The organism is Kitasatospora sp. NPDC018619 (genome assembly GCF_044391605.1).
GTDB lineage: Bacteria > Actinomycetota > Actinomycetes > Streptomycetales > Streptomycetaceae > Kitasatospora.
In genome coordinates this window covers 65,719-84,907 of record NZ_JBISAI010000020.1, presented here as the reverse complement: position 1 = coordinate 84,907, position 19,189 = coordinate 65,719, and the positions used below count along the sequence as shown (strand labels likewise).

Annotated in this window: 19 protein-coding genes and 2 pseudogenes; 11 read left to right on the top strand and 10 right to left on the bottom strand. The window is 76.0% G+C overall.

From position 1 onward, the window contains the following. Window positions 1-114 precede the first annotated feature (114 nt). Window positions 115-972: an EamA family transporter gene (locus ACH5AR_RS27490; protein WP_396304190.1), complete on the bottom strand. Its 858-nt coding sequence runs from the start codon at window positions 970-972 to the stop codon at window positions 115-117. Between the two features lie 71 nt (window positions 973-1,043). Between ACH5AR_RS27490 and ACH5AR_RS27485 the strand changes: the two genes are divergently transcribed. Next, on the top strand, window positions 1,044-1,910 hold the full coding sequence (locus tag ACH5AR_RS27485) for a MurR/RpiR family transcriptional regulator (RefSeq protein ID WP_396304189.1): 867 nt from the start codon (window positions 1,044-1,046) through the stop codon (window positions 1,908-1,910). A 21-nt stretch (window positions 1,911-1,931) separates the two neighbouring features. Here ACH5AR_RS27485 and ACH5AR_RS27480 read toward each other — a convergent pair whose 3' ends face one another. Together ACH5AR_RS27480 and ACH5AR_RS27475 are read right to left on the bottom strand one after the other, a co-directional pair. After that, window positions 1,932-2,150 (bottom strand): DUF4436 family protein, encoded by a 219-nt coding sequence (locus ACH5AR_RS27480; protein WP_396304188.1) that lies wholly within the window; start codon window positions 2,148-2,150, stop codon window positions 1,932-1,934. A 214-nt stretch (window positions 2,151-2,364) separates the two neighbouring features. Beyond that, a complete protein-coding gene (locus ACH5AR_RS27475; protein WP_396304187.1) occupies window positions 2,365-2,505 on the bottom strand; it encodes a hypothetical protein in 141 nt (46 codons plus the stop codon). Window positions 2,506-2,884: 379 nt separating this feature from the next. Between ACH5AR_RS27475 and ACH5AR_RS27470 the strand changes: the two genes are divergently transcribed. After that, complete coding sequence (locus tag ACH5AR_RS27470) at window positions 2,885-3,907, top strand: LacI family DNA-binding transcriptional regulator (protein WP_396304186.1); 1,023 nt, start codon at window positions 2,885-2,887, stop codon at window positions 3,905-3,907. Between the two features lie 52 nt (window positions 3,908-3,959). Here ACH5AR_RS27470 and ACH5AR_RS27465 read toward each other — a convergent pair whose 3' ends face one another. Both ACH5AR_RS27465 and ACH5AR_RS27460 read right to left on the bottom strand, forming a co-directional pair. After that, the gene (locus ACH5AR_RS27465) at window positions 3,960-4,478 is read right to left on the bottom strand and encodes a GNAT family N-acetyltransferase (RefSeq protein WP_396304185.1); all 519 of its coding nucleotides are present in this window, start codon (window positions 4,476-4,478) and stop codon (window positions 3,960-3,962) included. 129 nt (window positions 4,479-4,607) lie between these two features. Beyond that, entirely contained in the window at window positions 4,608-5,069 is a 462-nt protein-coding gene (locus ACH5AR_RS27460) for a hypothetical protein (RefSeq protein ID WP_396304184.1), read from the bottom strand. Window positions 5,070-5,309: 240 nt separating this feature from the next. Here ACH5AR_RS27460 and ACH5AR_RS27455 point away from each other — a divergent pair, with 240 nt between their 5' ends. Beyond that, window positions 5,310-5,681 carry a YciI family protein gene (locus ACH5AR_RS27455; RefSeq protein WP_396304183.1) on the top strand — a complete coding sequence of 124 codons (372 nt, stop codon included), beginning with the start codon at window positions 5,310-5,312 and terminating at the stop codon, window positions 5,679-5,681. A 51-nt stretch (window positions 5,682-5,732) separates the two neighbouring features. Next, window positions 5,733-7,097 (top strand): RNA polymerase sigma factor, encoded by a 1,365-nt coding sequence (locus tag ACH5AR_RS27450; protein WP_396304182.1) that lies wholly within the window; start codon window positions 5,733-5,735, stop codon window positions 7,095-7,097. Here the strand turns inward: ACH5AR_RS27450 and ACH5AR_RS27445 are convergent. Continuing rightward, a complete protein-coding gene (locus ACH5AR_RS27445; RefSeq protein ID WP_396304227.1) occupies window positions 7,094-7,558 on the bottom strand; it encodes a MarR family winged helix-turn-helix transcriptional regulator in 465 nt (154 codons plus the stop codon). The genes ACH5AR_RS27450 and ACH5AR_RS27445 overlap by 4 nt on opposite strands. Window positions 7,559-7,678: 120 nt before the next feature. Here ACH5AR_RS27445 and ACH5AR_RS27440 point away from each other — a divergent pair, with 120 nt between their 5' ends. Continuing rightward, window positions 7,679-8,461 carry a dioxygenase gene (locus tag ACH5AR_RS27440; protein ID WP_396304181.1) on the top strand — a complete coding sequence of 261 codons (783 nt, stop codon included), beginning with the start codon at window positions 7,679-7,681 and terminating at the stop codon, window positions 8,459-8,461. Between the two features lie 6 nt (window positions 8,462-8,467). Here ACH5AR_RS27440 and ACH5AR_RS27435 read toward each other — a convergent pair whose 3' ends face one another. Continuing rightward, window positions 8,468-9,115: an NAD(P)-dependent oxidoreductase gene (locus tag ACH5AR_RS27435; protein ID WP_396304180.1), complete on the bottom strand. Its 648-nt coding sequence runs from the start codon at window positions 9,113-9,115 to the stop codon at window positions 8,468-8,470. A 141-nt stretch (window positions 9,116-9,256) separates the two neighbouring features. Here ACH5AR_RS27435 and ACH5AR_RS27430 point away from each other — a divergent pair, with 141 nt between their 5' ends. Beyond that, the gene (locus ACH5AR_RS27430; protein ID WP_396304179.1) at window positions 9,257-9,850 is read left to right on the top strand and encodes a maleylpyruvate isomerase N-terminal domain-containing protein; all 594 of its coding nucleotides are present in this window, start codon (window positions 9,257-9,259) and stop codon (window positions 9,848-9,850) included. Window positions 9,851-9,926: 76 nt separating this feature from the next. Here the strand turns inward: ACH5AR_RS27430 and ACH5AR_RS27425 are convergent, their stop codons facing one another. Next, window positions 9,927-10,313 carry a VOC family protein gene (locus tag ACH5AR_RS27425; RefSeq protein ID WP_396304178.1) on the bottom strand — a complete coding sequence of 129 codons (387 nt, stop codon included), beginning with the start codon at window positions 10,311-10,313 and terminating at the stop codon, window positions 9,927-9,929. A 234-nt stretch (window positions 10,314-10,547) separates the two neighbouring features. Here ACH5AR_RS27425 and ACH5AR_RS27420 point away from each other — a divergent pair. From ACH5AR_RS27420 to ACH5AR_RS27410, 3 genes and pseudogenes are all read left to right on the top strand, one after another. Then, a pseudogene (locus ACH5AR_RS27420) lies at window positions 10,548-11,311 on the top strand (SDR family NAD(P)-dependent oxidoreductase). Window positions 11,312-11,331: 20 nt separating this feature from the next. After that, window positions 11,332-11,604: pseudogene (locus ACH5AR_RS27415) on the top strand (MerR family transcriptional regulator); the annotation flags it as partial. Window positions 11,605-11,825: 221 nt separating this feature from the next. Further along, complete coding sequence (locus tag ACH5AR_RS27410) at window positions 11,826-13,361, top strand: AMP-binding protein (RefSeq protein WP_396304177.1); 1,536 nt, start codon at window positions 11,826-11,828, stop codon at window positions 13,359-13,361. On the opposite strand, the gene ACH5AR_RS27405 is transcribed toward ACH5AR_RS27410, so the two are convergent. Further along, window positions 13,354-14,130 (bottom strand): LuxR C-terminal-related transcriptional regulator, encoded by a 777-nt coding sequence (locus ACH5AR_RS27405; RefSeq protein ID WP_396304176.1) that lies wholly within the window; start codon window positions 14,128-14,130, stop codon window positions 13,354-13,356. The two genes, ACH5AR_RS27410 and ACH5AR_RS27405, sit on opposite strands and share 8 nt — an antisense overlap. Window positions 14,131-14,370: 240 nt before the next feature. On the opposite strand from ACH5AR_RS27405, the gene ACH5AR_RS27400 reads away from it, so the two are divergent. Together ACH5AR_RS27400 and ACH5AR_RS27395 are read left to right on the top strand one after the other, a co-directional pair. After that, window positions 14,371-15,222 carry a TIGR03084 family metal-binding protein gene (locus tag ACH5AR_RS27400; protein WP_396304226.1) on the top strand — a complete coding sequence of 284 codons (852 nt, stop codon included), beginning with the start codon at window positions 14,371-14,373 and terminating at the stop codon, window positions 15,220-15,222. 85 nt (window positions 15,223-15,307) lie between these two features. Further along, on the top strand, window positions 15,308-15,811 hold the full coding sequence (locus ACH5AR_RS27395) for a hypothetical protein (protein WP_396304175.1): 504 nt from the start codon (window positions 15,308-15,310) through the stop codon (window positions 15,809-15,811). Window positions 15,812-15,846: 35 nt separating this feature from the next. Here ACH5AR_RS27395 and ACH5AR_RS27390 read toward each other — a convergent pair whose 3' ends face one another. Further along, a complete protein-coding gene (locus ACH5AR_RS27390) occupies window positions 15,847-19,152 on the bottom strand; it encodes an error-prone DNA polymerase (RefSeq protein WP_396304174.1) in 3,306 nt (1,101 codons plus the stop codon). Window positions 19,153-19,189: the final 37 nt, after the last annotated feature.

Below are 19,189 nucleotides of genomic sequence, written 5' to 3'. Positions count from 1 at the left end.
GGCCGCCCGAACCCCTGAAAGCGGCCGGCCCCCTGACCGGCCCCCGCCCGAGCCCCGGGCCCGCGCACCGGCGGGCTCGGGCGGGGGGCCGGGCTCAGGCCGGACTCGCCGGTCTCAGGGCCGGGCGAGCTCCAGCACCGCGATCCCGCCCAGCACGGTGAACGCAGCGGTCAGCCGCAGCCGGCCGAGGCGCTCGCGGAACACCACGGCGGCGATCAGCGCGGCGAACACGATGCTCGTCTCGCGCAGCGCCGCGATCGTCGCCATGTCCCCCCGGGCCTGCGCCCACACCACCAGCCCGTACGCCGTCAGCGAGAGCACCCCGCCGGCGATGCCCAGCGGCACGGCGCGGCCCGCTCCGGCGAGCAGCCCGGGGCCCCGCCGGGCCCGCACGACCGCCACCAGCACGGCTCCTTGGAGCAGGAACAGCCAGGCCAGGTAGCCGCCGACCGTCCCGGCGTGCCGCACGCCACCGGCGTCCAGCACCGTGTAGACCGCGATCATCGCGCCCGTGCCGCCGGCGGCTGCGAGAGCGGGCAGCTGCGCCCGCCCGGGTATCCCCCGGGCGAAGGCCAGGCCGATCAGCCCGCAGGAGATCACCAGCACGCCCAGCAGCGCGCCCGCGCCCAGCGGCCGGCCGAGCACGGCGACCGATATCAGCGCCACCAGCAGGGGCGCGCTGCCCCGCGCGATCGGGTACATCTGCCCGAAGTCCCCCAGCTGGTAGGCCCGCAGCAGCAGGAGCGTCGAGGCCACCTCGACCGCGACCGACGCCAGCAGGTACGGCCAGGCGGCGGCCGCCGGCAGCGGGTTGAGCGCCACCATGACGAGCGCGCAGGCCGCGTACGTCAGGTTGATCAGCGTGAAGCCGACCAGCCTGTCCGGGATCCGGTGCGCCAGTGCGTTCCAGACGGCGTGCAGCACGGCCGCCGTCAGCACGGCCACCGGCACGGCCGGGACGCCTCCGACCATCACGAACCTCCCTCGAACAGCCCGCCGGAAACCGACAGACCCGGAACTGGGTTCCACGGTACCCTGGATCCATGGAAGAGCGTTCCGAATTTTTCACGCCGCTGGAGTCCCGGCTGGCGGCGCAGATCCGGGCCCGGCTCGGCGAGCTGCGCGGCACCGAGGCCCGGGTCGCCCAGGTGGTGCTCGACCGCGGCGCCGACCTGGTGCACCTGAGCGTCAGCGACGTCGCGACGCTGGCCGGCACGGCCCCCTCCTCGGTGGTCCGGGCCTGCCAGCGGCTGGGGTTCCGCGGCTACCAGGAGCTGAAGATCGCCGCCGCCCGGCAGGCCCCGGCCGCCCCCGCCCCCGCCGAGGACGAGGGGGGCCCGGCGGCCCGGGCGCTCACCGGGACGCTGCGCGCCGCCCGGGCCGCCCTGGACGGCCTCACCGCCACGCTCTCCGCGGCCGACCTCCAGGCGGCCGCGGAGCTGCTGGACGGCGCGGGCCGGGTGGTGGTGCTCGGCGCCGGGCTGTCCGGCGCGGTGGTGCTCGACCTCGGGTACCGGCTGCGCGCGCTCGGCCTGCTGGTCGACGCCCCGGCCGACCCGATCACCGCCCAGCTGGCCGCCGCCGGGCTCGGCCCGGGCACGGCCTGTGTCGCCGTCAGCCACACCGGCGCCACCCGCAGCGTGGTGGACGCCGCCCGGCGGGCCCGCGAGGCCGGGGCCGGGGTGCTGGCCCTCACCAGCTACGCCCGCTCACCGCTGACCGAGACGGCCTCGCTGGCCCTGGTCGCGGGCGGCCAGGACCTGGTCTTCGGCCTGGAGACCACCGCCAGCCGGCTCGCCCACCTGGCCGCCGTGGACGCCCTCGCCCAGACCCTGCTGGCCCTGCGCGGCCCGCGCGCCGAACGTGCCCTGGGCCTGTCGGCGGACGTCACCGCGGACTACGCCTACTGAGCGGGCACGCCTACCGAGGCGTCAGCCCGTGTGCCCGCCCTCGATCCGGGCACCGCCCGCCACGACCATGGTCGGGCCGAGGGCGACCGGCAGTACCGCCCAGAAGAACGCCGCGTAGTCCGGCAGCGAGCCGATCGGCGGGCTGCCGGGCGCGGCGTCGCGCATGCCGACCAGGGCGACCAGCGTGGCCGCCGTCCAGCCGAGGGCGGGCCGGACGATGACCCGCCGCTGCCGGGCCACCAGCCAGGCCGCCGCGCTCGTCCTCCTCCCCGGCCTGACGGAAGGCGAAGAAGGGGTCGGCCCCCGTCAGGCCGACCACCACCGGGACCGGCCGCCCGCCGACGGTGGTCTGGAAGCCGATGTAGGCGTTGTCCTGGTCGAAGGGGTGGTCCGAGACGCGCCCGTCGACGAGGGCGAAGGTCCCCGCGCTGAAGCCGATCGGCCGGCCCGCCGGTCAGGTGAGCACGGTCTGCCCCAGCGAGGTGGTCGCCGGCACCACCTGCGCGGCGGGGACGAGCAGGGCGTTCGCCTGCCGGAGCGCGCCCTGCGGCTGGACCAGGACCTCCGCCGTGAGCGTCCGGGAGGCCGCGTCCACCCGCTGGAGCGCTCGTCGGGGGAGGGCAGCGGTCCGGCCGCGCAGAACATCAGGATCACCGCCGGCACCGCGCACGGGCGCCAGGGCGCGACCCTGGGCACCGGCGGCGCGGCCCGCGCGACGCGCACCCGGGCGTGGATGCGCGCCCGCCAGCGGGCCGCCGGGCTCGGACGCCGGGCGGCCCGCCGGCGCGGCGGCGCGGCGGCGCGCTCATCGGCCTGCTCCCACGGTCTGCGGTGGCGGCTCGGGCACCGCCTGTCCCGCCACCCTCCGGGCCGCAACCGCCGCCGACCGGTCGGGTCGGCCGCGACCGCCGGCGGCCGATCGGCCGGTGCTCGACAAACACGCTGGTCGGAGCGGCTGTGTAGGCTCAACGGTCATGGCGAGGGTGACGCGGGACGATGTGGCGCGGGTGGCGGGGACGTCCACGGCGGTCGTGAGTTATGTGATCAACGACGGGCCGCGCCCGGTGGCGGCGGCGACCCGGGCCCGGGTGCTCGCCGCGGTCGAGGAGCTCGGCTACCGGCCGAACCGGGTCGCCCAGGCGATGGCCCGCCGCCGGACCGACCTGCTCGGCATGGTCGTCCCGGACGCCCGCCAGCCGTTCTTCGCCGGGCTCGCGCACGCCGTCGAGCAGGCCGCCGCCGAGCACGGCCGGCTGCTGCTGATCGGCAACTCCGACTACGCCGACGAGCGCGAGGCGCACTACATCCGCGCCTTCCTCGGGATGCAGGTGGACGGTCTGATCCTGGTCACCCAGGACCCGGCCACCCCCGGGCTGACCGGCTTCGACGTGGCCGACGGCACCCCCGTGGTGCTGCTGCACCACCGGACGGAGAGCGTCGGCGGCGTCGCCGTCGTCGCCGACGACGAGGGCGGCGCCCGCGAGGTGGTCCGCCACCTGCTCGGCCACGGGCACACCGCCGTGCACTGCTTCGGCGGCACCTTCGCGCTCAGCCCGCACGACCCGGTGACCGGGCGGACGGCCGGCTGGGTCGCCGCGATGGAGGAGGCCGGGCTGCCCACCGCGGGGCGGCTCACCCCGGCACCGTTCGACCGGGTCCGCGCGCACGCCGAGGCGCTCGCCCTGCTCGCCCGCCCCGACCGGCCGTCCGCCGTGTTCTGCGCGACGGACGACCAGGCGATCGGCCTGCTGCGGGCCGCCGACGACCTGGGCATCCGGGTGCCGGAGGACCTCGCGGTGGCCGGCTTCGACGACATCGCCGAGGCGGTGATCGCCGGGCCCGCGCTGACCACCGTCACCACCGCGCAGGACGAGATGGCCCGGGCCGCGCTGGAGCTGGTCCTCGGCGGGCCCGAGCGCCGCGCCGAGGGAGCCCGGACCTTCCCGGCCCAGCTGGTGGTCCGGCGCTCCTGCGGCTGCCCGCCGGCCGGGGACTGAAGCGGAGGGGCCGGGCCCGGCAACCGAGCGACCGGGGCGGCGGGACGGCTCGTCAGTCGTCGAGCAGCTCGTCCGCGAGCAGGTCCATCAGCAGGTTGTCGTGCCAGGTGCCGTCCGCGCCGCGCTCGTACTGGCGCATGGTGCCGACGGTGCGGAAGCCGACCTTGCTGTAGCAGCGGATCGCGGCGAGGTTGTCCGCGGCCGGGTCGATCACCAGCCGGTGGTAGTGGTGCTCGTGCACCAGGTACCGGGCCATCGTGCGCACGGCGTCGGTCCCCAGGCCCAGGCCGTGCACCGTCGGGTCGAGGTAGAGGTCCATCCCGGCGTGCCGGTACTCGTCGTCGTTGTTGGCGTACCACTGGATGGCGCCGACCACCTGGCCGCCGAGGTCGATCGCGAAGGTCTCGGTGCCGGGCGATTCCAGGTCGTTGGCGACCTCGCCGGCCAGGTCGTCGCCGCCCCGCCAGCGGGCGAACACCTCGGGCGTGCCGCGGATGGCCGCGAGCGCCGGGATGTCGTCGCCGGTGGCCGGGCGGAGCGTGACCAAGGTGCCGTGCAGAATCGTCCCCATATGGGGCATGTTGGCATGGAAACCCGGCTCCGGCGAGTGTTTTCGAACCGCCGTCCGGCCCTTCCGGCGTGCGGTCGCGGGGACGGGACGGCAGGCCCGCACGACGGACGCCCCACGACGGACGCCCCCTCAGGCGCGGTAGCGGGCCGGGTCCCCGAGCGGGCCGAGCCAGACCGCCGTCACGGCGCTGACGTAGCGCGCCCCGCAGCGGTCGTCGGGGACGACGAGCTGCGGCCCGGCGGCGTCCAGTGGGGTGCCGTCCACCGTGGTGGCGAGCAGGATCTGCCGGCCGCCGAAGTCCGGGTCGATCTCGGCCCAGGAGACCACCGCCTGGTGGCCGTCGGCGCCGAGCACGGAGAGCAGGAAGCGCAGCCGCTGCTTGCGGCCGGAGAAGTCGATCCGGGGCCGGGCCGCGCGCACCACGTCGAGCAGCGCCGGGCCCTCGTAGCCGTGGCGCCGCTCGCCCGCCGTCCGGCAGTCGAAGCCGACCTCCACCCGGCGGGCAGGGAGGGCGCGCAGCTGCGCCATCGTCAGCTCGGCGGGGCGGTCGAGGTGGCCGTGCAGTCGGACGGTGGGTCTCGCCGGGGTCATGGGGGGCTCCCTCCTGCCGGGCCACGGCGTCGCGGCCCGGCAGGAGACGTACCCGAGCGGCACCCCGGGCATTCGCAGATGCGAAGGACATGACGGATTCCCACTCGCAGATGCTGGCTCCGGGCAGGGGCCCGGAAGAGCCGGGAAAATTCTCCGGGACGGGTGTCGATCCGGCGCCCGCCCGTTCGACGCAGGAGTGAAGGCGGGGAAGCGCCCCGCCCGCACGACCGAGGAGTCACCATGCCGCGCTTCATGACGCTGATCCGCATCGACGAGAACTCCCGCGACGGCTGGGAGCCGGATCCGGGCTTCGAGCAGCGGATGGGGGCGCTGTTCGAGGAGATCACCAAGGCGGGGGTGATGCTGGAGACCGCCGGCCTGACCCCGACCTCCCAGGGCACCCGGCTGACCTGGCGGGACGGCAGGGTCGGCCTCACCGACGGGCCGTTCACCGAGACCAAGGAGGTCGTCGGCGGCTACGCCATCCTCCAGTGCAAGGACCACGCCGAGGCCCTGGAGTGGACCAGGCGCTTCCTCCAGGTCCACCCCGTGCACTGGCCGATCGAGGCCGAGGTCCGGCAGATCGACGAGATGGCGGCGCCGCCGCAGTAACGGCCGTGCCGTGTTTGCCCCGCTCTCCGCCGGCTGCTCTGATGGGTGGCTGTGACGGAGAACGGGGCGGCGGCGGCCGTCGAAACGGTGTTCCGGATCGAGTCCGCGCGGATCATCGCCGGGGTCGCCCGGATCGTCCGGGACGTCGGCATCGCCGCGGAGCTGGCGCAGGACGCGCTGGTGGCCGCGCTGGAGCAGTGGCCGCGGGAGGGCGTGCCGGACAATCCGGGCGCCTGGCTGACCGCCACCGCCAAACACCGGGCGGTCGACCTGGTGCGCCGCCGGGAGGTCTACGCCCGCAAGCTCGCCGAGGTCGGACGGTCGGTGCGGGAGGCGCCGCCCCCGGAGCCGGCCGAGCCGGACGACATCGACGACGACCTGCTGCGGCTGATCTTCACCGCCTGCCACCCGGTGCTGCCCGCGGAGGGGCGGATCGCGCTCACCCTCCGGCTGCTCGGCGGGCTGACCACCCCGGAGATCGCCCGCGCCTTCCTGGTGCCCGAGCCGACGGTGGCGCAGCGGATCGTCCGGGCGAAGCGGGCGCTGGCCAAGGCGGAGGTGCCGTTCGAGGTGCCGTACGGGGAGGACCGGGCGCGCCGGCTCTCCTCCGTGCTGGAGGTCGTCTACCTGGTGTTCAACGAGGGCTACTCGGCGACCGCGGGCAGCGACCTGCTCCGCCCCCGGCTGTGCGAGGACGCGCTGCGGCTGGCCCGGCTGCTGGCCGCGCTGATGCCCGCCGAGCCGGAGGCGCACGGGCTGGCCGCGCTGCTGGAGTTCCAGGCCTCGCGCACCGCCGCCCGCACCGGCCCGGACGGTCGGCCGGTGCTGCTGGCCGAGCAGAACCGGGCCCGCTGGGACGGGCTGCTGATCCGGCGCGGGTTCGACGCCCTCCAGCGGGCCGGCACCGGGCCGTACTCGGTGCAGGCCGCGATCGCCGCCTGCCACGCCAAGGCGCGGCGCTACGCGGACACCGACTGGGCGACCATCGCGGCGCTGTACGAGCGGCTGCTGGCGCTGACGCCGTCCCCGGTGGTGGCGCTGAACCGGGCGGTGGCGGTCTCGATGGCCCGGGGCCCGGCCGCGGCGCTGGAGCTGGTGGACGAACTGGCGGCGGAGCCGGCCCTGCGCGGCTACCACCTGCTGCCGAGCGTGCGCGGCGACCTGCTGGCGCGGCTGGGGCGGGCGGCGGAGGCCCGGGCGGAGTTCGAGCGGGCGGCGGGGCTGACCCGCAACGAGCGGGAGCGGGAGCTGCTGCTGGAGCGGGCGGCGGGGCTCGGCGAGGGAGCCCGGGCGGCGGGGCTCGGCGAGGGAGCCGGGGCTGCGGGGCTCGGCGAAGGAGCCGGGGCTGCGGGGCTCGGCGAGGGGTCCGGGGCGGCGGGGCTCGGCGAGGGGTCCGGGGCCGGCGGTGACGGCTAGGCGTCGTCCAGGCGGAGCCGGGCGCTGACCGCGCCGAGGCCCTCGGCGAGCACCGCGAGCTGCTCGCGGGTGAGCACGTCGATCAGCAGCTCGCGCACCAGCGCGACGTGCCCGGGCGCGGCCTGGCGCAGCGCCTCCCGCCCCTGGTCGGTGAGTTCGGCGATGACGCCGCGCACGTCGCTGGGGCAGGAGCGGCGGGCGACCAGGCCCGCCCGCTCCAGCTGGGTGACCTGGTAGGTCAGGCCGCTCTTGGAGGTGACCAGCTTGTCGGCGAGCTCGGTCATCCGCAGCGAGTCACCGGGGGCGGCGGACAGGTGCACCAGGATCTCGTACTGCTGGTGGGAGAGCCCGGAGTCCTCCTTGAGCTGGCGTTCCAGCCGCCGGTTCAGCAGGTTGCTCGCGGTGACGAAGCCCGTCCAGGCGGCCGCCTCGTCCGGGTCCAGCCAGCGGGGTTCGCTCAGTGAGGACATGCGGTGAAGCCTACTCCTGTTGTTCAAATTCGAACGAAGGTGTACCGTCGACCGCGATAGACGTTCAAATTTGAACTACTTTCCGCCCGCCCCCACTCCGAGGAGGACGCCATGAGCACCGCGGCCCCCGCGCGCATGCCCGCCCTGTACCTGTCGCACGGCGCGCCGCCGCTGGCCGACGACCCGGTCTGGCCGGCCGAGCTGGCCGCCTGGTCCGCCGAGCTGCCCCGGCCCCGGGCCGTCCTGATGGTCTCCGCCCACTGGGAGGAGGCCCCGCTCGCCCTCGGTGCCGTCACCACCCTCCCGCTGGTGTACGACTTCTGGGGCTTCCCCGAGCACTACTACCGCGTCCGGTACGCCGCCCCGGGGGCGCCGGAGCTCGCCGAGCGCGTGCGCAAGCTGCTGCGCGCCCCCGGCACGCCCGTCCAGGACATCCCCGACCGCGGCCTCGACCACGGTGCGTACGTCCCGCTGGTGGAGATGTACCCGGAGGCCGACGTCCCGGTGCTCCAGGTCTCGCTGCCCACCCTCGACCCCCGGCGGCTGATGGAGATCGGCCGCAAGCTCGCCCCGCTGCGCGACGAGGGCGTGCTGATCGTCGGCAGCGGCTTCTTCACCCACAACCTGCGGGCGCTCAGCAACGACGGCCGGGTCACTTCGGTGATGGCCGAGTTCGACGACTGGGGCCGGCGCGCCCTGGAGGCCCGGGACCTGGACGCGCTGCTCGACTTCGAGCACAAGGCCCCGGCCGGGCGGCTGGCCCACCCGCGCACCGAGCACTTCGCCCCGCTGTTCGTCACCCTCGGCGCGGGCGAGGCCGACCTGGACAGCCAGCGCAGCGTCATCGACGGGTTCTGGATGGGCCTGGCCAAGCGCTCGATCCAGCTGGGCTGAGCCGACTCACCAGGCGCAGCAGGTGAAGCGTTCGCCGATGTGCTCGGGCTGCTCGGCCTCGTCCACCAGGACGGCCGCGTAGTCCGCCACCGAGATCCGGCTGCGCCCCTTGGCGTCGGTGAGCAGCTGCTCCAGGCCGGTGTGGTAGCGGCCGGTCCGCTTTCCCGGGCCGATCTCGGCGGCCGGGCTGAGCACCGTCCAGCGCTGGTCGGAGACCGTCCGGAAGTAGTCCAGCGCGGCACCGTGGGCGTGCATGATCTGGCGGACCGGCTCCGGCAGGCCCGGGTCGTCCCAGACCCGCACGCCCGGCGCGGTCTCCAGGCTCCCCGCCCCGCCGACCGCGATCAGCCGGGGCGCCGCGTCGCCCAGCGCGCGCAGGCCCTCGACCAGGGAGCGGGCGGCGGGCTCGATCAGCGCCAGGTGGCCGGGGCCGTCGCCCCCGCCGACGGCGCTCACCAGCACGTCCTGGCCGCCGGCGACCCGGGCCACGTCCGCCGGGTCCAGTACGTCCGCGCGCTCCACGAAGGCCGCCGGGCCCCGGTAGCGGTCCGGGTCGCGGACCACGGCCGTCACCTCGTGCCCGCGGGCCGCCGCCTCCTCCACCACGGCGCCGCCGATGGTGCCACCCGCGCCGATCACGGCGATCCTGACCATGGGGTACCTGCCTGTCGCTCGCGGACGGGGAGCACCGGCGAGCCGGGACGGCGCGTCGGACAGGGTCGATTATCGGACGGATTCCCGGCGCCGGCCCGGGCGCTGGGCCTATCGTGTGACGCTCCGTCGAAGGAGTGGACCATGCGCAACGGCGACGCCGTACGAACCGCCCTGGACGCCTCACTGGCGGTCCTCAGCCCGCACACCGCCGACCGCGACTGGGACGTGCCCGCGGGGCTCCTGGAGTGGAGCTGCCGCGACACCGCCGTCCACCTCGCCCACGACCTGCTCGCCTACGCCGGCCAGCTCGCCGCCCGCCCCCGGGACCGCTACCTGCCGCTGGACCTCACCGTCCGGCCCGAGGCCGACCCGGCCCAGGTGCTCACCGTGGTCACCGCCGCCGGGCACCTGCTCGCCACCGCGCTGGACGCCGCCCCGCCAGGGCTGCGCGCCTACCACCACGGCCCCTGCGACCCGCCCGGCTTCGCCGCGATGGGCGTCGCCGAGACCCTGCTGCACACCCACGACATCACCACCGGCCTCGGCCTGCCCTGGCAGCCGCCCGCCGAGCCGTGCCGCCTCGTGCTCGGCCGGCTCTTCCCGCACGCGCCGCAGGAGCCGGCCGCCCACCCGGCGGAGGTCCTGCTCTGGTGCACCGGGCGCGGGGAACTGGACGGCCGCCCGCGCAGGTCCTCGTGGACCTGGCGGGCGGCCGTGGGCGAGTGGCCGGACTGATCCGGCCGCCACCGGGCGGACCGGCGGCGAGCGGACCGGCGGTGGCCGGACCCGCGGACGGGCGGGCGGGCGGCGGTCAGGCGGCCCCGGTGGCGACCCGCTCGGCCTCGCTGCGCTCCACGCAGAACTCGTTGCCCTCCGGATCGGCCAGGGTGACCCAGCCGGTGCCGTCCGGGCGGCGGTGGTCCGCCAGCACGGTGGCGCCGAGGGCGACCAGGTGCTTCACCTCCTCGTCCCGGCTGCGGCCCTGCGGCTGGAGGTCGAGGTGGATCCGGTTCTTCACCGACTTGCCCTCGGGCACCCGGATGAAGAGCAGCGAGGCGCCGGCGGACTCCACCACCACCTCCTCGTCGCCCGGCTCGGCGCCCTCGCCCAAGGTCCCGTCCAGCGCCTCCACCCAGAAGGCGGCCAGGGCGTGCGCGTCCGCGCAGTCGATCGTCACATGTCGTACCAGAGAAGCCATGGGCCTACTCTGACCTGCACGGTTCGGATCCGTCCAGCCGTTTGCGGGAGTTCCCCCGGCCGTCGGACGCAAACGGCCCGACCGCCGGGAGCAGTTCCCGGAACGGGTGGCCGGCCTCCTCGGCGGCGCGCGTGGTGGCTCCTTCCCGCCCCGGCAGGGGCGAGCGGGCGGCCGGGGCGACTCGACCGGTCCGGCTTGGCCCTGACGCCGGCGGCAGGGCCGCAGGGTGGGCCCATGAGCGACGAGAGCGGGACGCAGGGCCGGGTCGTGATGGTGACGGGGGCCGGGACGGGGGTCGGGCGGGAGACGGCGCGGGCCTTCGCCGCCGGGGGGCGCGGGTGCCGGCGGTCGGTCGGCGGCCGGAGCCGCTGGCCGGGACGGCGGCTCCGTACCCCGGACTGATCGAGCCGCTGGCCGCGGACGTGACCGGGCCGCACGCCCCGGAGCGCATCGTCCGGGCGGCGCTGGAGCGGTTCGGGCGGCTGGACGTGCTGGTCGGCAACGCCGGCATCGTGCAGGGCCGACAGCGCCTGGGCCAGTTCGAGCGGGCGGGCGTCGAGGCGCTGCCGGCGACCAACCTGGTCGCCCCGGTGCTCCTGGGGCAGGCCGCGCTGCCCGCGCCGGAGCGCAGCCGCGGGGTGGTGGTCAACGTCAGCACCGCCGTCGGGCAGCGCGGTTGGCCGGGCAACTCGGTGTACGCGGCGGGCGAGGCCGCACTGGAGAGCGTCACCCGCAGCTGGGCGGTGGAGCTGGCGCCGCGCGGGATCCGGGTGGTGGCGGTGGCGCCCGGCGCGATCGACACCCCGATCGGCGACCACTGCGGCTTCGACCCCGGACAGCAGGCGGCGATCCGCGCGTGGCAGATCGGGCACACCCCGCTGGGCCGGATCGGCCGCCCCGCGGAGGTGGCCTGGGCGATCACCCGACTCGCCTCGCCGCAGGCCTCGTTCGTGACCGGCGTAGTGTTGTCCGTCGACGGCGGCGCGCTGGTGGGCTGACCGGGAGGGGGCGGTCGGCGGTGCGGATCGGTGAACTGGCGGCCCGGACGGGCAGTACCGCACGCGCCCTGCGGTACTACGAGCAGGCCGGGCTGCTCGACTCCGAGCGCGCGCCGAACGGCTACCGCGAGTACGACGGGACGGCGGTCGTGCGGGTGCGCAACATCCGTGCGCTGGTGGCGGCGGGGCTCACCCTGGAGGACCTCCGGCCGCTGTTGGACTGCCTGGACGGGGACGTGCCGGCGCAGCGGCCGTCGGCGCGGATGCTGGGGATCGCGCGGGAGCGGCTGGCGGCGGCGCTCGCGGGGGCCGGGGCTGTGGTGGACGGGGCTCCGGGGCTCCGGGGGCCGGGGCTCCGGGGGCCGGGGCTCCGGGGGCCGGGGCTCCGGGGGCCGGGGCTCCGGGGGCCGGCGCGAGCACGGGCACCGGTCCGGGCGGAGCCGGGGTTCCGACGGACGGGTGACACCCCCGATCGGGGGTGTGCAGGGGGCGGACGGGAGAGGACAGTGGGCCCATGCAGATTCCACTCTCCGTGATGGACTTCCTCGACCGGGCCGAGCTGGTCTACGGCGACCGGGTCGGCATCGTCGACGAGCCGGTGCAACCGGCCGAATCCTGGGGCGAGCTGAGCTACCGCCGGATCGCCGAGCTGGCCCGGGCCCAGGCCGCCGGGTTGGACCGGCTCGGTGTCGGGCCGGGCGAGCGGGTCGCGGTCGTCTCGCACAACTCGGCCCGGCTGCTGACCTCCTTCTTCGGGGTGAGCGGGTACGGCCGGGTGCTGGTGCCGGTGAACTTCCGGCTGCGGGCCGAGGAGGTGTCGTACATCGTCGAGCAGAGCGGCGCCTCCGTACTGCTGGTCGACCCGGAGGTCGCCGACGCCCTCAGCGGGGTGGTGGCCAAGCACAAGTTCGTGATCGGCGCGGACAGCGACGCCGTGCTGTACGACACCGAGGGCAGCCCGCGGCGGTACGCGGTGGACGAGAACGACACCGCCACCATCAACTACACCAGCGGAACCACCGCCCGCCCCAAGGGCGTTCAGCTCACCCACCGCAACATCTGGCTGAACGCGACGCTGATGGCCCTGCACTACGGCGCCGGCGACCGGGACGTCTACCTGCACACCCTGCCGATGTTCCACGCCAACGGCTGGGGCCTGCCGTTCTCGCTCACCGGCCTGGGCGCCCGGCACATCGTGCTGCGCAAGGTGGACGGCGCGGAGATCCTGCGCCGGGTCGAGCGGCACGGGGTGACCTTCCTGTCCGGCGCGCCCGCCGTGGTCCAGATGGTGCTGGACGCGGCCGCCGACTGGGACGGCCCGGTGCCCGGACGGGACCGGGTGCGGATGATCGTGGCCGGCGCCCCGCCGCCGACCTCGGTGGTGCAGCAGGTCGAGGAGCAGCTGGGCTGGGAGTTCATGCAGCTCTACGGCCTGACCGAGACCTCCCCGGTGGTCACCGTCAACCGTTCGCGGGCCGAGTGGGACGCGCTGCCGGCCGCCGAGCGGGCCGAGAAGCTGGTCCAGGCGGGCGCCCCGTCGCTCGGCACCCAGCTGCGGGTGGACCCGTCCGGCGAGGTGCTGGTGCGCTCCAACACCGTGCTGGACGGCTACTGGCAGCAGCCCGAGGCCTCGGCCGAGGCGCTGCGAGACGGCTGGTTCCACACCGGTGACGGCGGCACCCTCACGGACGGCCTGCTGACCATCTCCGACCGCAAGAAGGACGTGATCATCAGCGGCGGGGAGAACGTCTCCTCGATCGAGGTGGAGGACTGCCTGTACGACCACCCGGCGGTCGCCGAGACGGCGGTGATCGGGGTGCCGCACGAGAAGTGGGGCGAGACGGTGAAGGCGCTGGTGGTGCTCAGGGAGGGCCACGAGGCCGTCACCGAGGCCGAGTTGATCGCGCACTGCAAGCAGCGGCTGGCCGGCTACAAGTCGCCCACCACGGTCGAGTTCCGGGACTCCCTGCCGCGTACCGCCACCGGGAAGCTCCAGAAGTTCCGGCTGCGCGAGCCGTACTGGGCCGGGCGGCCGCGGCAGGTCAACTGAGCAGCCCCGACTCCCGTGCCGCGAGGGCGAGTTCGGTCCGGTTGCGGACTCCGAGCTTGTGCATCGCGGACTTGAGGTAGCCCGTCACGGTGTTGCAGGTCAGGCCCAGTCGGGCGGCGATCTCCGGGTTGGTCCGGCCGGTCGCCGCCCAGCGCAGCACCTCGTGCTCGCGCGGGGTCAACGGCCGGGCGGGGGCGCCCTTCCGGGGCTGTCCGCGGTTCCAGGCGGCGGCCCCGGCCAGCGCCCGGGCCGCCGCCTTCGCCAGGGTGCCGACCGCGGAGATCCGCACGTCCCCGAACGGGACGACGGTGCGCAGCGAGGCGTACACCACCCCGTGCACGGTGCCGCCGTCCATCAGCGGGACGGTGAGCATCGCGTACAGGTCCTCGGCGGCCACGGCCGCGTCGTAGTGGTGCGAGATGGTCGTCGCCGCGCGGTAGTCGGGCACCCAGGTGGGCGCGCGTTCGGCGAGGGCCCGGCCGCCGAGGCCGAGTCCCGCCGGGACGGGCACGTCGTGCAGCAGGTCGGCCCGGGTGCCGGCCCAGTGCCGCAGCACCATGCCCTCGCCGCCGGGGCGGCCGTCGGGCAGCGGTTCGGGCACGCCGACCAGGCCGACGTCGGCGCCGCACTCGGCCACCACCCGGCGGGCGAGGTCGCCGAGCACGGCGTGCCGCACCAGCTCGGCGGCGCGCGCGTCGAGTTCGGGGTCGTCGGGTTGCGCAGCGTCGGCGACGGGTTGCGCAAGGTGGGGGTCCGCAGCCCTGGTCATCGCGGAATTGTCACACGTGGTCGGGCCGGTGGCGAGGGTCCGGACAGGCGTGTTTCCTGGAGTCGCGGACGCGGCCGGCCGGGCGGGCGTAGGGTGCGCCGGTGACTACCGGCCGGTAGCAACTGCCGGGCGGGCGACGGTCCGACCGGCGGGGCGCGTACTGCGGGGCGCCCGGTACGGCCGGGCACCCGGCACGGGAGGGCCGATGCGGGAGGAGTTCCGATGCGGGAGGAAGAGCCGATGCGGGAGGAAGAGCCGGTGACCGATCCGAACGCGCCGGGCGGGGTCCTGGGCGGGCTGCTGGCGGACCTGCGGGCCGAGAGCGCCGTGCTGGACGGTCTGGTCGCCGGGCTGCCGGCCGGGGACTGGGCCCGGCCGACGCCCGCCGAGGGCTGGACGGTGGCGCACCAGATCGCCCACCTGGCCTGGACCGACGGTTGGACGGCCCTGGCCGCACGCGACCCGGAGGGCTTCGGCGCCTCGCTCGGCGGGCGCTTCGCCGAACTGCTCGCGGCCGGCGCCGACCCGGTCGAGGAGGGTGCCCGCGCGGGTGCCGCCGCCGAGCCCGCGGTACTGCTCGCCCGCTGGCGGGCCGGGCGGGCCGAGGCACAGGCCGCGCTCGCCGCCGCCCCGGCCGACGTCCGGCTGCCCTGGTTCGGCCCGCCGATGAAGCCCGCCTCGATGGCCACCGCCCGGTTGATGGAGACCTGGGCGCACGGCCAGGACGTCGCGGACGCGCTGGGCGCCACCCGCGAACCCACCGACCGGCTGCGGCACATCGCCCGCCTGGGGCTGCGCACCCTGGGCTTCGCCTTCGCGCTGCACGGGCTGCCCGTGCCCGACCGCCCCGTCCGCCTCGACCTGACCGCGCCCGACGGCGGCTCCTGGACCATCGGGCCGGCCGGGGCCGAGGACGTGGTGGCCGGCCCGGCCCTGGACTTCTGCCTGCTGGTGACCCAGCGCCGCCACCGGGACGACCTCGCCCTGACCGCCACCGGGCCGGTCGCCACCGCCTGGCTCCCCATCGCCCAGGCCTTCGCCGGGGCACCCGGCAAGGGGCGCCCGCCCGCGGCGCAGAGCCGTCCTGTCTGACGACGCGTCATATCAGTTGCCCCGTAGGGGTAAACCACTCGTTCCGGCGATGGGCCGGGGCCTTCCGGGATGGTGGAATGCCCGCATGATCCGTACTCCCACCGTCCGCGCCCGCGCCCTGCGCACCGCGCTGTCCGTCGCCGCCGCCCTGCTCGCCGTCGGCGGCGCGGCCGTCGCCCCGGCCGTCGCCGCCGCGGCGCCCGCCCCCGTGGCCGCCCCTGTCGCCGCCGGAGCCCGGGTACGGGCGGCCACCCCGGCCGCCCACCAGGTGGCCGCCTTCCTGGAGGCGTACCGCGCCGCCGTGCTCGGCCGGAGCACCGAGACCCCGCGGCAGGTCCGCGAGCAGTACCTCTCCCCGCACCTGAACGACCGGCTGGACGCCTGGGCGCAGCAGAACGACGCCGACCCGGTGTTCCGCGCGCAGAACGTCCCGGCGGACTGGTCGGCCCGGCAGGTCAGGGAGGAGGAGGGCTACGTCTCCGTCCGGCTGACCGAGTTCTGGGACGGCGGCGGCAGCCAGGACGTCTGGTACACCGTCCGCCTCAGCGACCTGCGGGTCTTCGACCTCGGCGACCAGCCCGCGTTCTAGCCGCCCCCGCCCCCGGGGGCGCTCGCCCGCCCCGCTCAGAGGCCGATCCGCAGCGGGGTGAGCCGGGTGGCGACCAGGTTGGTGGCGCCCCGGTCGCGCTCGACGTGGCCGTGCACCAGCAGCCCGGCCCGGTCCAGGGCGGTGCGGCGCTGGGACTCCCAGACCGGGCGGTTGCAGATCACGTTGATCAGCCCGGTCTCGTCCTCCAGGCTGAGGAAGAGCACCCCGCCGGCCGTCGGCGGCCGCTGCCGGTGGGTGACCAGTCCGCCGACCACCACCGCCGTCCCCGGCGGCACGTCCGGGAGCCGGTCGGCGCTGAGCGCGCCGCCGCGCTCCAGGTGGGCGCGCAGGTGCTGGAGCGGGTGGCTGGTGGCGGAGGTGCCGGTGGCCCACAGGTCGGCGATGGTCTCCTCGACCGGGCTCATGCCGGGCAGCTCCGGCGCCTGGGTGCCGGGGGTCGTGCCGGGGATCAGTTCGGCCGAGATCCCGGCGAACGCCCCCGCCGCCCAGAGCGCCTGACGCCGCGTGAGCCCGAAGCAGTCAAAGGCCCCGGCGGTCGCCAGCGCCTCCAGGACGGGCCCGGGCAGGCCGGTGCGGCGGGCGAAGTCCTCCAGGTCGGCGTACGGCTGCCCGGCCACGATCGCCTCGGCCTGTGGGGTGCCGATGCCGCGCACCGTCTCCAGGCCGAGCCGGATCGCCGGTTGCGGGCGCCCGGCGGTCAGCGGCGGCTTCGGGGTCGGCCCCCGGTACGGCTCCAGGGTGGGCCGCGCCCCGCTGGCGTTGACGTCCACCCCGCGCACCCGCACGCCGTGCCGCCGGGCGTCCGCGACCAGGCTGAGCGGTGAGTAGAAGCCCATCGGCTGGTTGGCCAGCAGCGCGCAGGTGAAGGCCGCCGGGAAGTGGTACTTCAGCCAAGCGCTGGCGTACACCAGGTAGGCGAAGCTGATCGCGTGGCTCTCCGGGAAGCCGTAGTTGGAGAAGGCCTCGATCTTGCCGTAGACGTCCTCGGCCACCTCCGGCGGGATGCCGCGCTCGGCCATCCCGCCCAGCAGCCGCTCGCGCAGCCGGGCGACCCGCTCGTGCGAGCGCTTGGCGCCCATCGCCTGGCGCAGCCGGTCGGCCTCCCCGGGGGTGAACCCGGCGCAGTCGATGGCGAGTTGCATCATCTGCTCCTGGAACAGCGGCACCCCCAGGGTCTTGCCGAGGGCGTTCTCCATCAGCGGGTGCGGGCAGCCGGGCGGCTCCGCCCCGGCGCGGCGGCGCAGGTACGGGTGGACGGAGCCGCCCTGGATCGGTCCGGGGCGGATCAGCGCCACCTCGACCACCAGGTCGTAGAAGTGGTCCGGCTTGAGCCGGGGCAGGGTCGCCATCTGCGCCCGGGACTCGACCTGGAAGACGCCGACGGTGTCGGCCCGGCGCAGCATCGCGTACACGCCCGCGTCGTCGTCCGGGATGGTGGCCAGGTCGTAGCGCAGCCCGTGGTGCTCCGCGACCAGGTCGCAGGCGTCGTGCAGGGCGGCGAGCATGCCGAGGCCGAGCAGGTCGATCTTCACCAGTCCGGCGGCGGCGGTGGACTCCTTGTCCCACTGGAGCACCGAGCGCCCGGGCATCCGGGCCCACTCGGTGGGGCAGATCTCCCCGATCGGCTCCCGGGTGAGCACCATGCCGCCCGAGTGGATGCCCAGGTGGCGGGGCAGGCCGTGCAGCTGGGTGGCGAGCCGGAGCACGTCGTCGGGGATGACCGCGTCCGCGCCGGGGGCGGAGCGGAAGTCGGTCTGCCGGCTGAACGCGTCCACCTGCCCCTGCGGGTAGCCGAGCACCCGGGCGGCGTCGCGGATCGCCAGCCGGGGCCGGTAGGTGATCACGTTGGCGACCTGGGCGGCGTGCTCGCGCCCGTAGCGGCCGTAGACGTACTGGATGACCTCCTCGCGGCGGCGGTTCTCGATGTCCAGGTCGATGTCGGGCGGCCCGTCCCGGGCGGTGGAGAGGAAGCGTTCGAACAGCAGCTTGTAGTGGACCGGGTCGACGGCGGTGATCCCGAGGGCGTAGCAGACCGCCGAGTTGGCGGCCGAGCCGCGGCCCTGGCACCAGATGTCCCGGCTCCGGCAGAAGTCCACGATGTCGTGCACGATCAGGAAGTAGCCGGCCAGGTCGAGGTCCTCGATCACGTCCAGCTCCCGGGCGAGCTGGCGGCGGGCGGCGGCGTTGCCGGGGCCGAAGCGGGCCGGGCCGGCGGCCGCGACCAGGGCGCGCAGATGGCTGGTCTCGGTCTCGCCCTCGGGGACGGGGTAGCCGGGCAGTTCGGGGTCGAGCTTGGTGAAGTCGAAGGCGCAGGCCCGGCCGAGTTCGGCGGTGGCCCGCTGCACCCCGGGGAAGCGGGCCAGCCGGCCGGCCATCTCGCGCCCCGAGCGCAGGTGCGCGGTGCCGGCCGCCGCGGTCCAGCCGACCGCCTCCTGGAGGGTGCGGCGCCCGTGCAGCGCGGCGAGGCTCTGCGCCAGGCGGCCCTGGGCGGGGCCGGCGTGGTGGGCGTTGGTGGAGGCGACGACGGGGAGGCCCAGCTCCGCCGCGAGGGCGGCGAGGGCGTCGTTGCGCCGGTCGTCGCCGGGCAGCCACTGGTCGATCAGCTCGACGTGGACGTTCTCCCGGCCGAACGCCTCGGCCAGGGAGCGGAGCCGCCGCTCGGCCTCGCCGCGGTCGGGCAGTGCGGCGGGGACCCGGCCGAGGCGGCAGCCGGTGAGCACCGCCCAGTGGCCGTCGTGCGCCCCGGCGAGTGCCGCGAAGTCGTACACCGGGTTGCCCTTGGCACCGCCGGCCAGCTGGGCGGCGGCGATCGCGGCGGAGAGCCGGCGGTAGCCGGCCGGGTCACGGGCGAGGACCAGCAGGTGCTCCTCCGTCCCGCCCTCGCGGAGGGTCAGCTCGGCGCCGAACACGGTGGCCAGGCCGGTGCCCCGGGCCGCCTCGGCGAGCCGGACGGCGCCGTAGAGGCCGTCGTGGTCGGTGATCGCGAGGGTCTCCACGCCCAGCCGGACCGCCTCGGCGACCAGGTCCTCCGGGTCGCTGGCGCCGTCCAGGAAGCTGAAGGCGGAGTGGACGTGCAGTTCGGCCCAGGGGGCGTCGCGGTCGGGCTTCGTGGTGTCGTCGGGCCGGGCGGCGTTCTCGGGCCCCTCGGTGCTTCCGGGCTCCTCGGCGTTTCCGGGCCCCTCGGCGTTTCCGGGCCCCTCGGTGCTTCCGGGCTCCTCAGTGCGGCGGCGCAGCGGGACGACCGTGCGGTCCGGCGCCGTGCCGGTCAGCCTGCGGTGCAGTTCGCTCCAGGGGAGCGTGGGGTGGCTGGTGAAGCCCATCGGGGTCGCCTTCGTCGTTCTCGTACTCGTTCCGCTC

Bases quoted from the DNA above. Each gene is read 5' to 3' on its own strand.
- ACH5AR_RS27455 (WP_396304183.1), top strand. From the start codon at position 5,310: ATGCCGCGCTTCATGACGCTGATCCGCATCGACGAGAACTCCCGCGAC.
- ACH5AR_RS27465 (WP_396304185.1), bottom strand. From the start codon at position 4,478: ATGGGGACGATTCTGCACGGCACCTTGGTCACGCTCCGCCCGGCCACC.
- ACH5AR_RS27470 (WP_396304186.1), top strand. From the start codon at position 2,885: ATGGCGAGGGTGACGCGGGACGATGTGGCGCGGGTGGCGGGGACGTCC.
- ACH5AR_RS27435 (WP_396304180.1), bottom strand. From the start codon at position 9,115: ATGGTCAGGATCGCCGTGATCGGCGCGGGTGGCACCATCGGCGGCGCC.
- ACH5AR_RS27485 (WP_396304189.1), top strand. From the start codon at position 1,044: ATGGAAGAGCGTTCCGAATTTTTCACGCCGCTGGAGTCCCGGCTGGCG.
- ACH5AR_RS27490 (WP_396304190.1), bottom strand. From the start codon at position 972: ATGGTCGGAGGCGTCCCGGCCGTGCCGGTGGCCGTGCTGACGGCGGCC.
- ACH5AR_RS27440 (WP_396304181.1), top strand. From the start codon at position 7,679: ATGAGCACCGCGGCCCCCGCGCGCATGCCCGCCCTGTACCTGTCGCAC.
- ACH5AR_RS27405 (WP_396304176.1), bottom strand. From the start codon at position 14,130: ATGACCAGGGCTGCGGACCCCCACCTTGCGCAACCCGTCGCCGACGCT.
- ACH5AR_RS27390 (WP_396304174.1), bottom strand. From the start codon at position 19,152: ATGGGCTTCACCAGCCACCCCACGCTCCCCTGGAGCGAACTGCACCGC.
- ACH5AR_RS27395 (WP_396304175.1), top strand. From the start codon at position 15,308: ATGATCCGTACTCCCACCGTCCGCGCCCGCGCCCTGCGCACCGCGCTG.
- ACH5AR_RS27410 (WP_396304177.1), top strand. From the start codon at position 11,826: ATGCAGATTCCACTCTCCGTGATGGACTTCCTCGACCGGGCCGAGCTG.
- ACH5AR_RS27425 (WP_396304178.1), bottom strand. From the start codon at position 10,313: ATGGCTTCTCTGGTACGACATGTGACGATCGACTGCGCGGACGCGCAC.
- ACH5AR_RS27430 (WP_396304179.1), top strand. From the start codon at position 9,257: ATGCGCAACGGCGACGCCGTACGAACCGCCCTGGACGCCTCACTGGCG.
- ACH5AR_RS27460 (WP_396304184.1), bottom strand. From the start codon at position 5,069: ATGACCCCGGCGAGACCCACCGTCCGACTGCACGGCCACCTCGACCGC.
- ACH5AR_RS27400 (WP_396304226.1), top strand. From the start codon at position 14,371: ATGCGGGAGGAAGAGCCGGTGACCGATCCGAACGCGCCGGGCGGGGTC.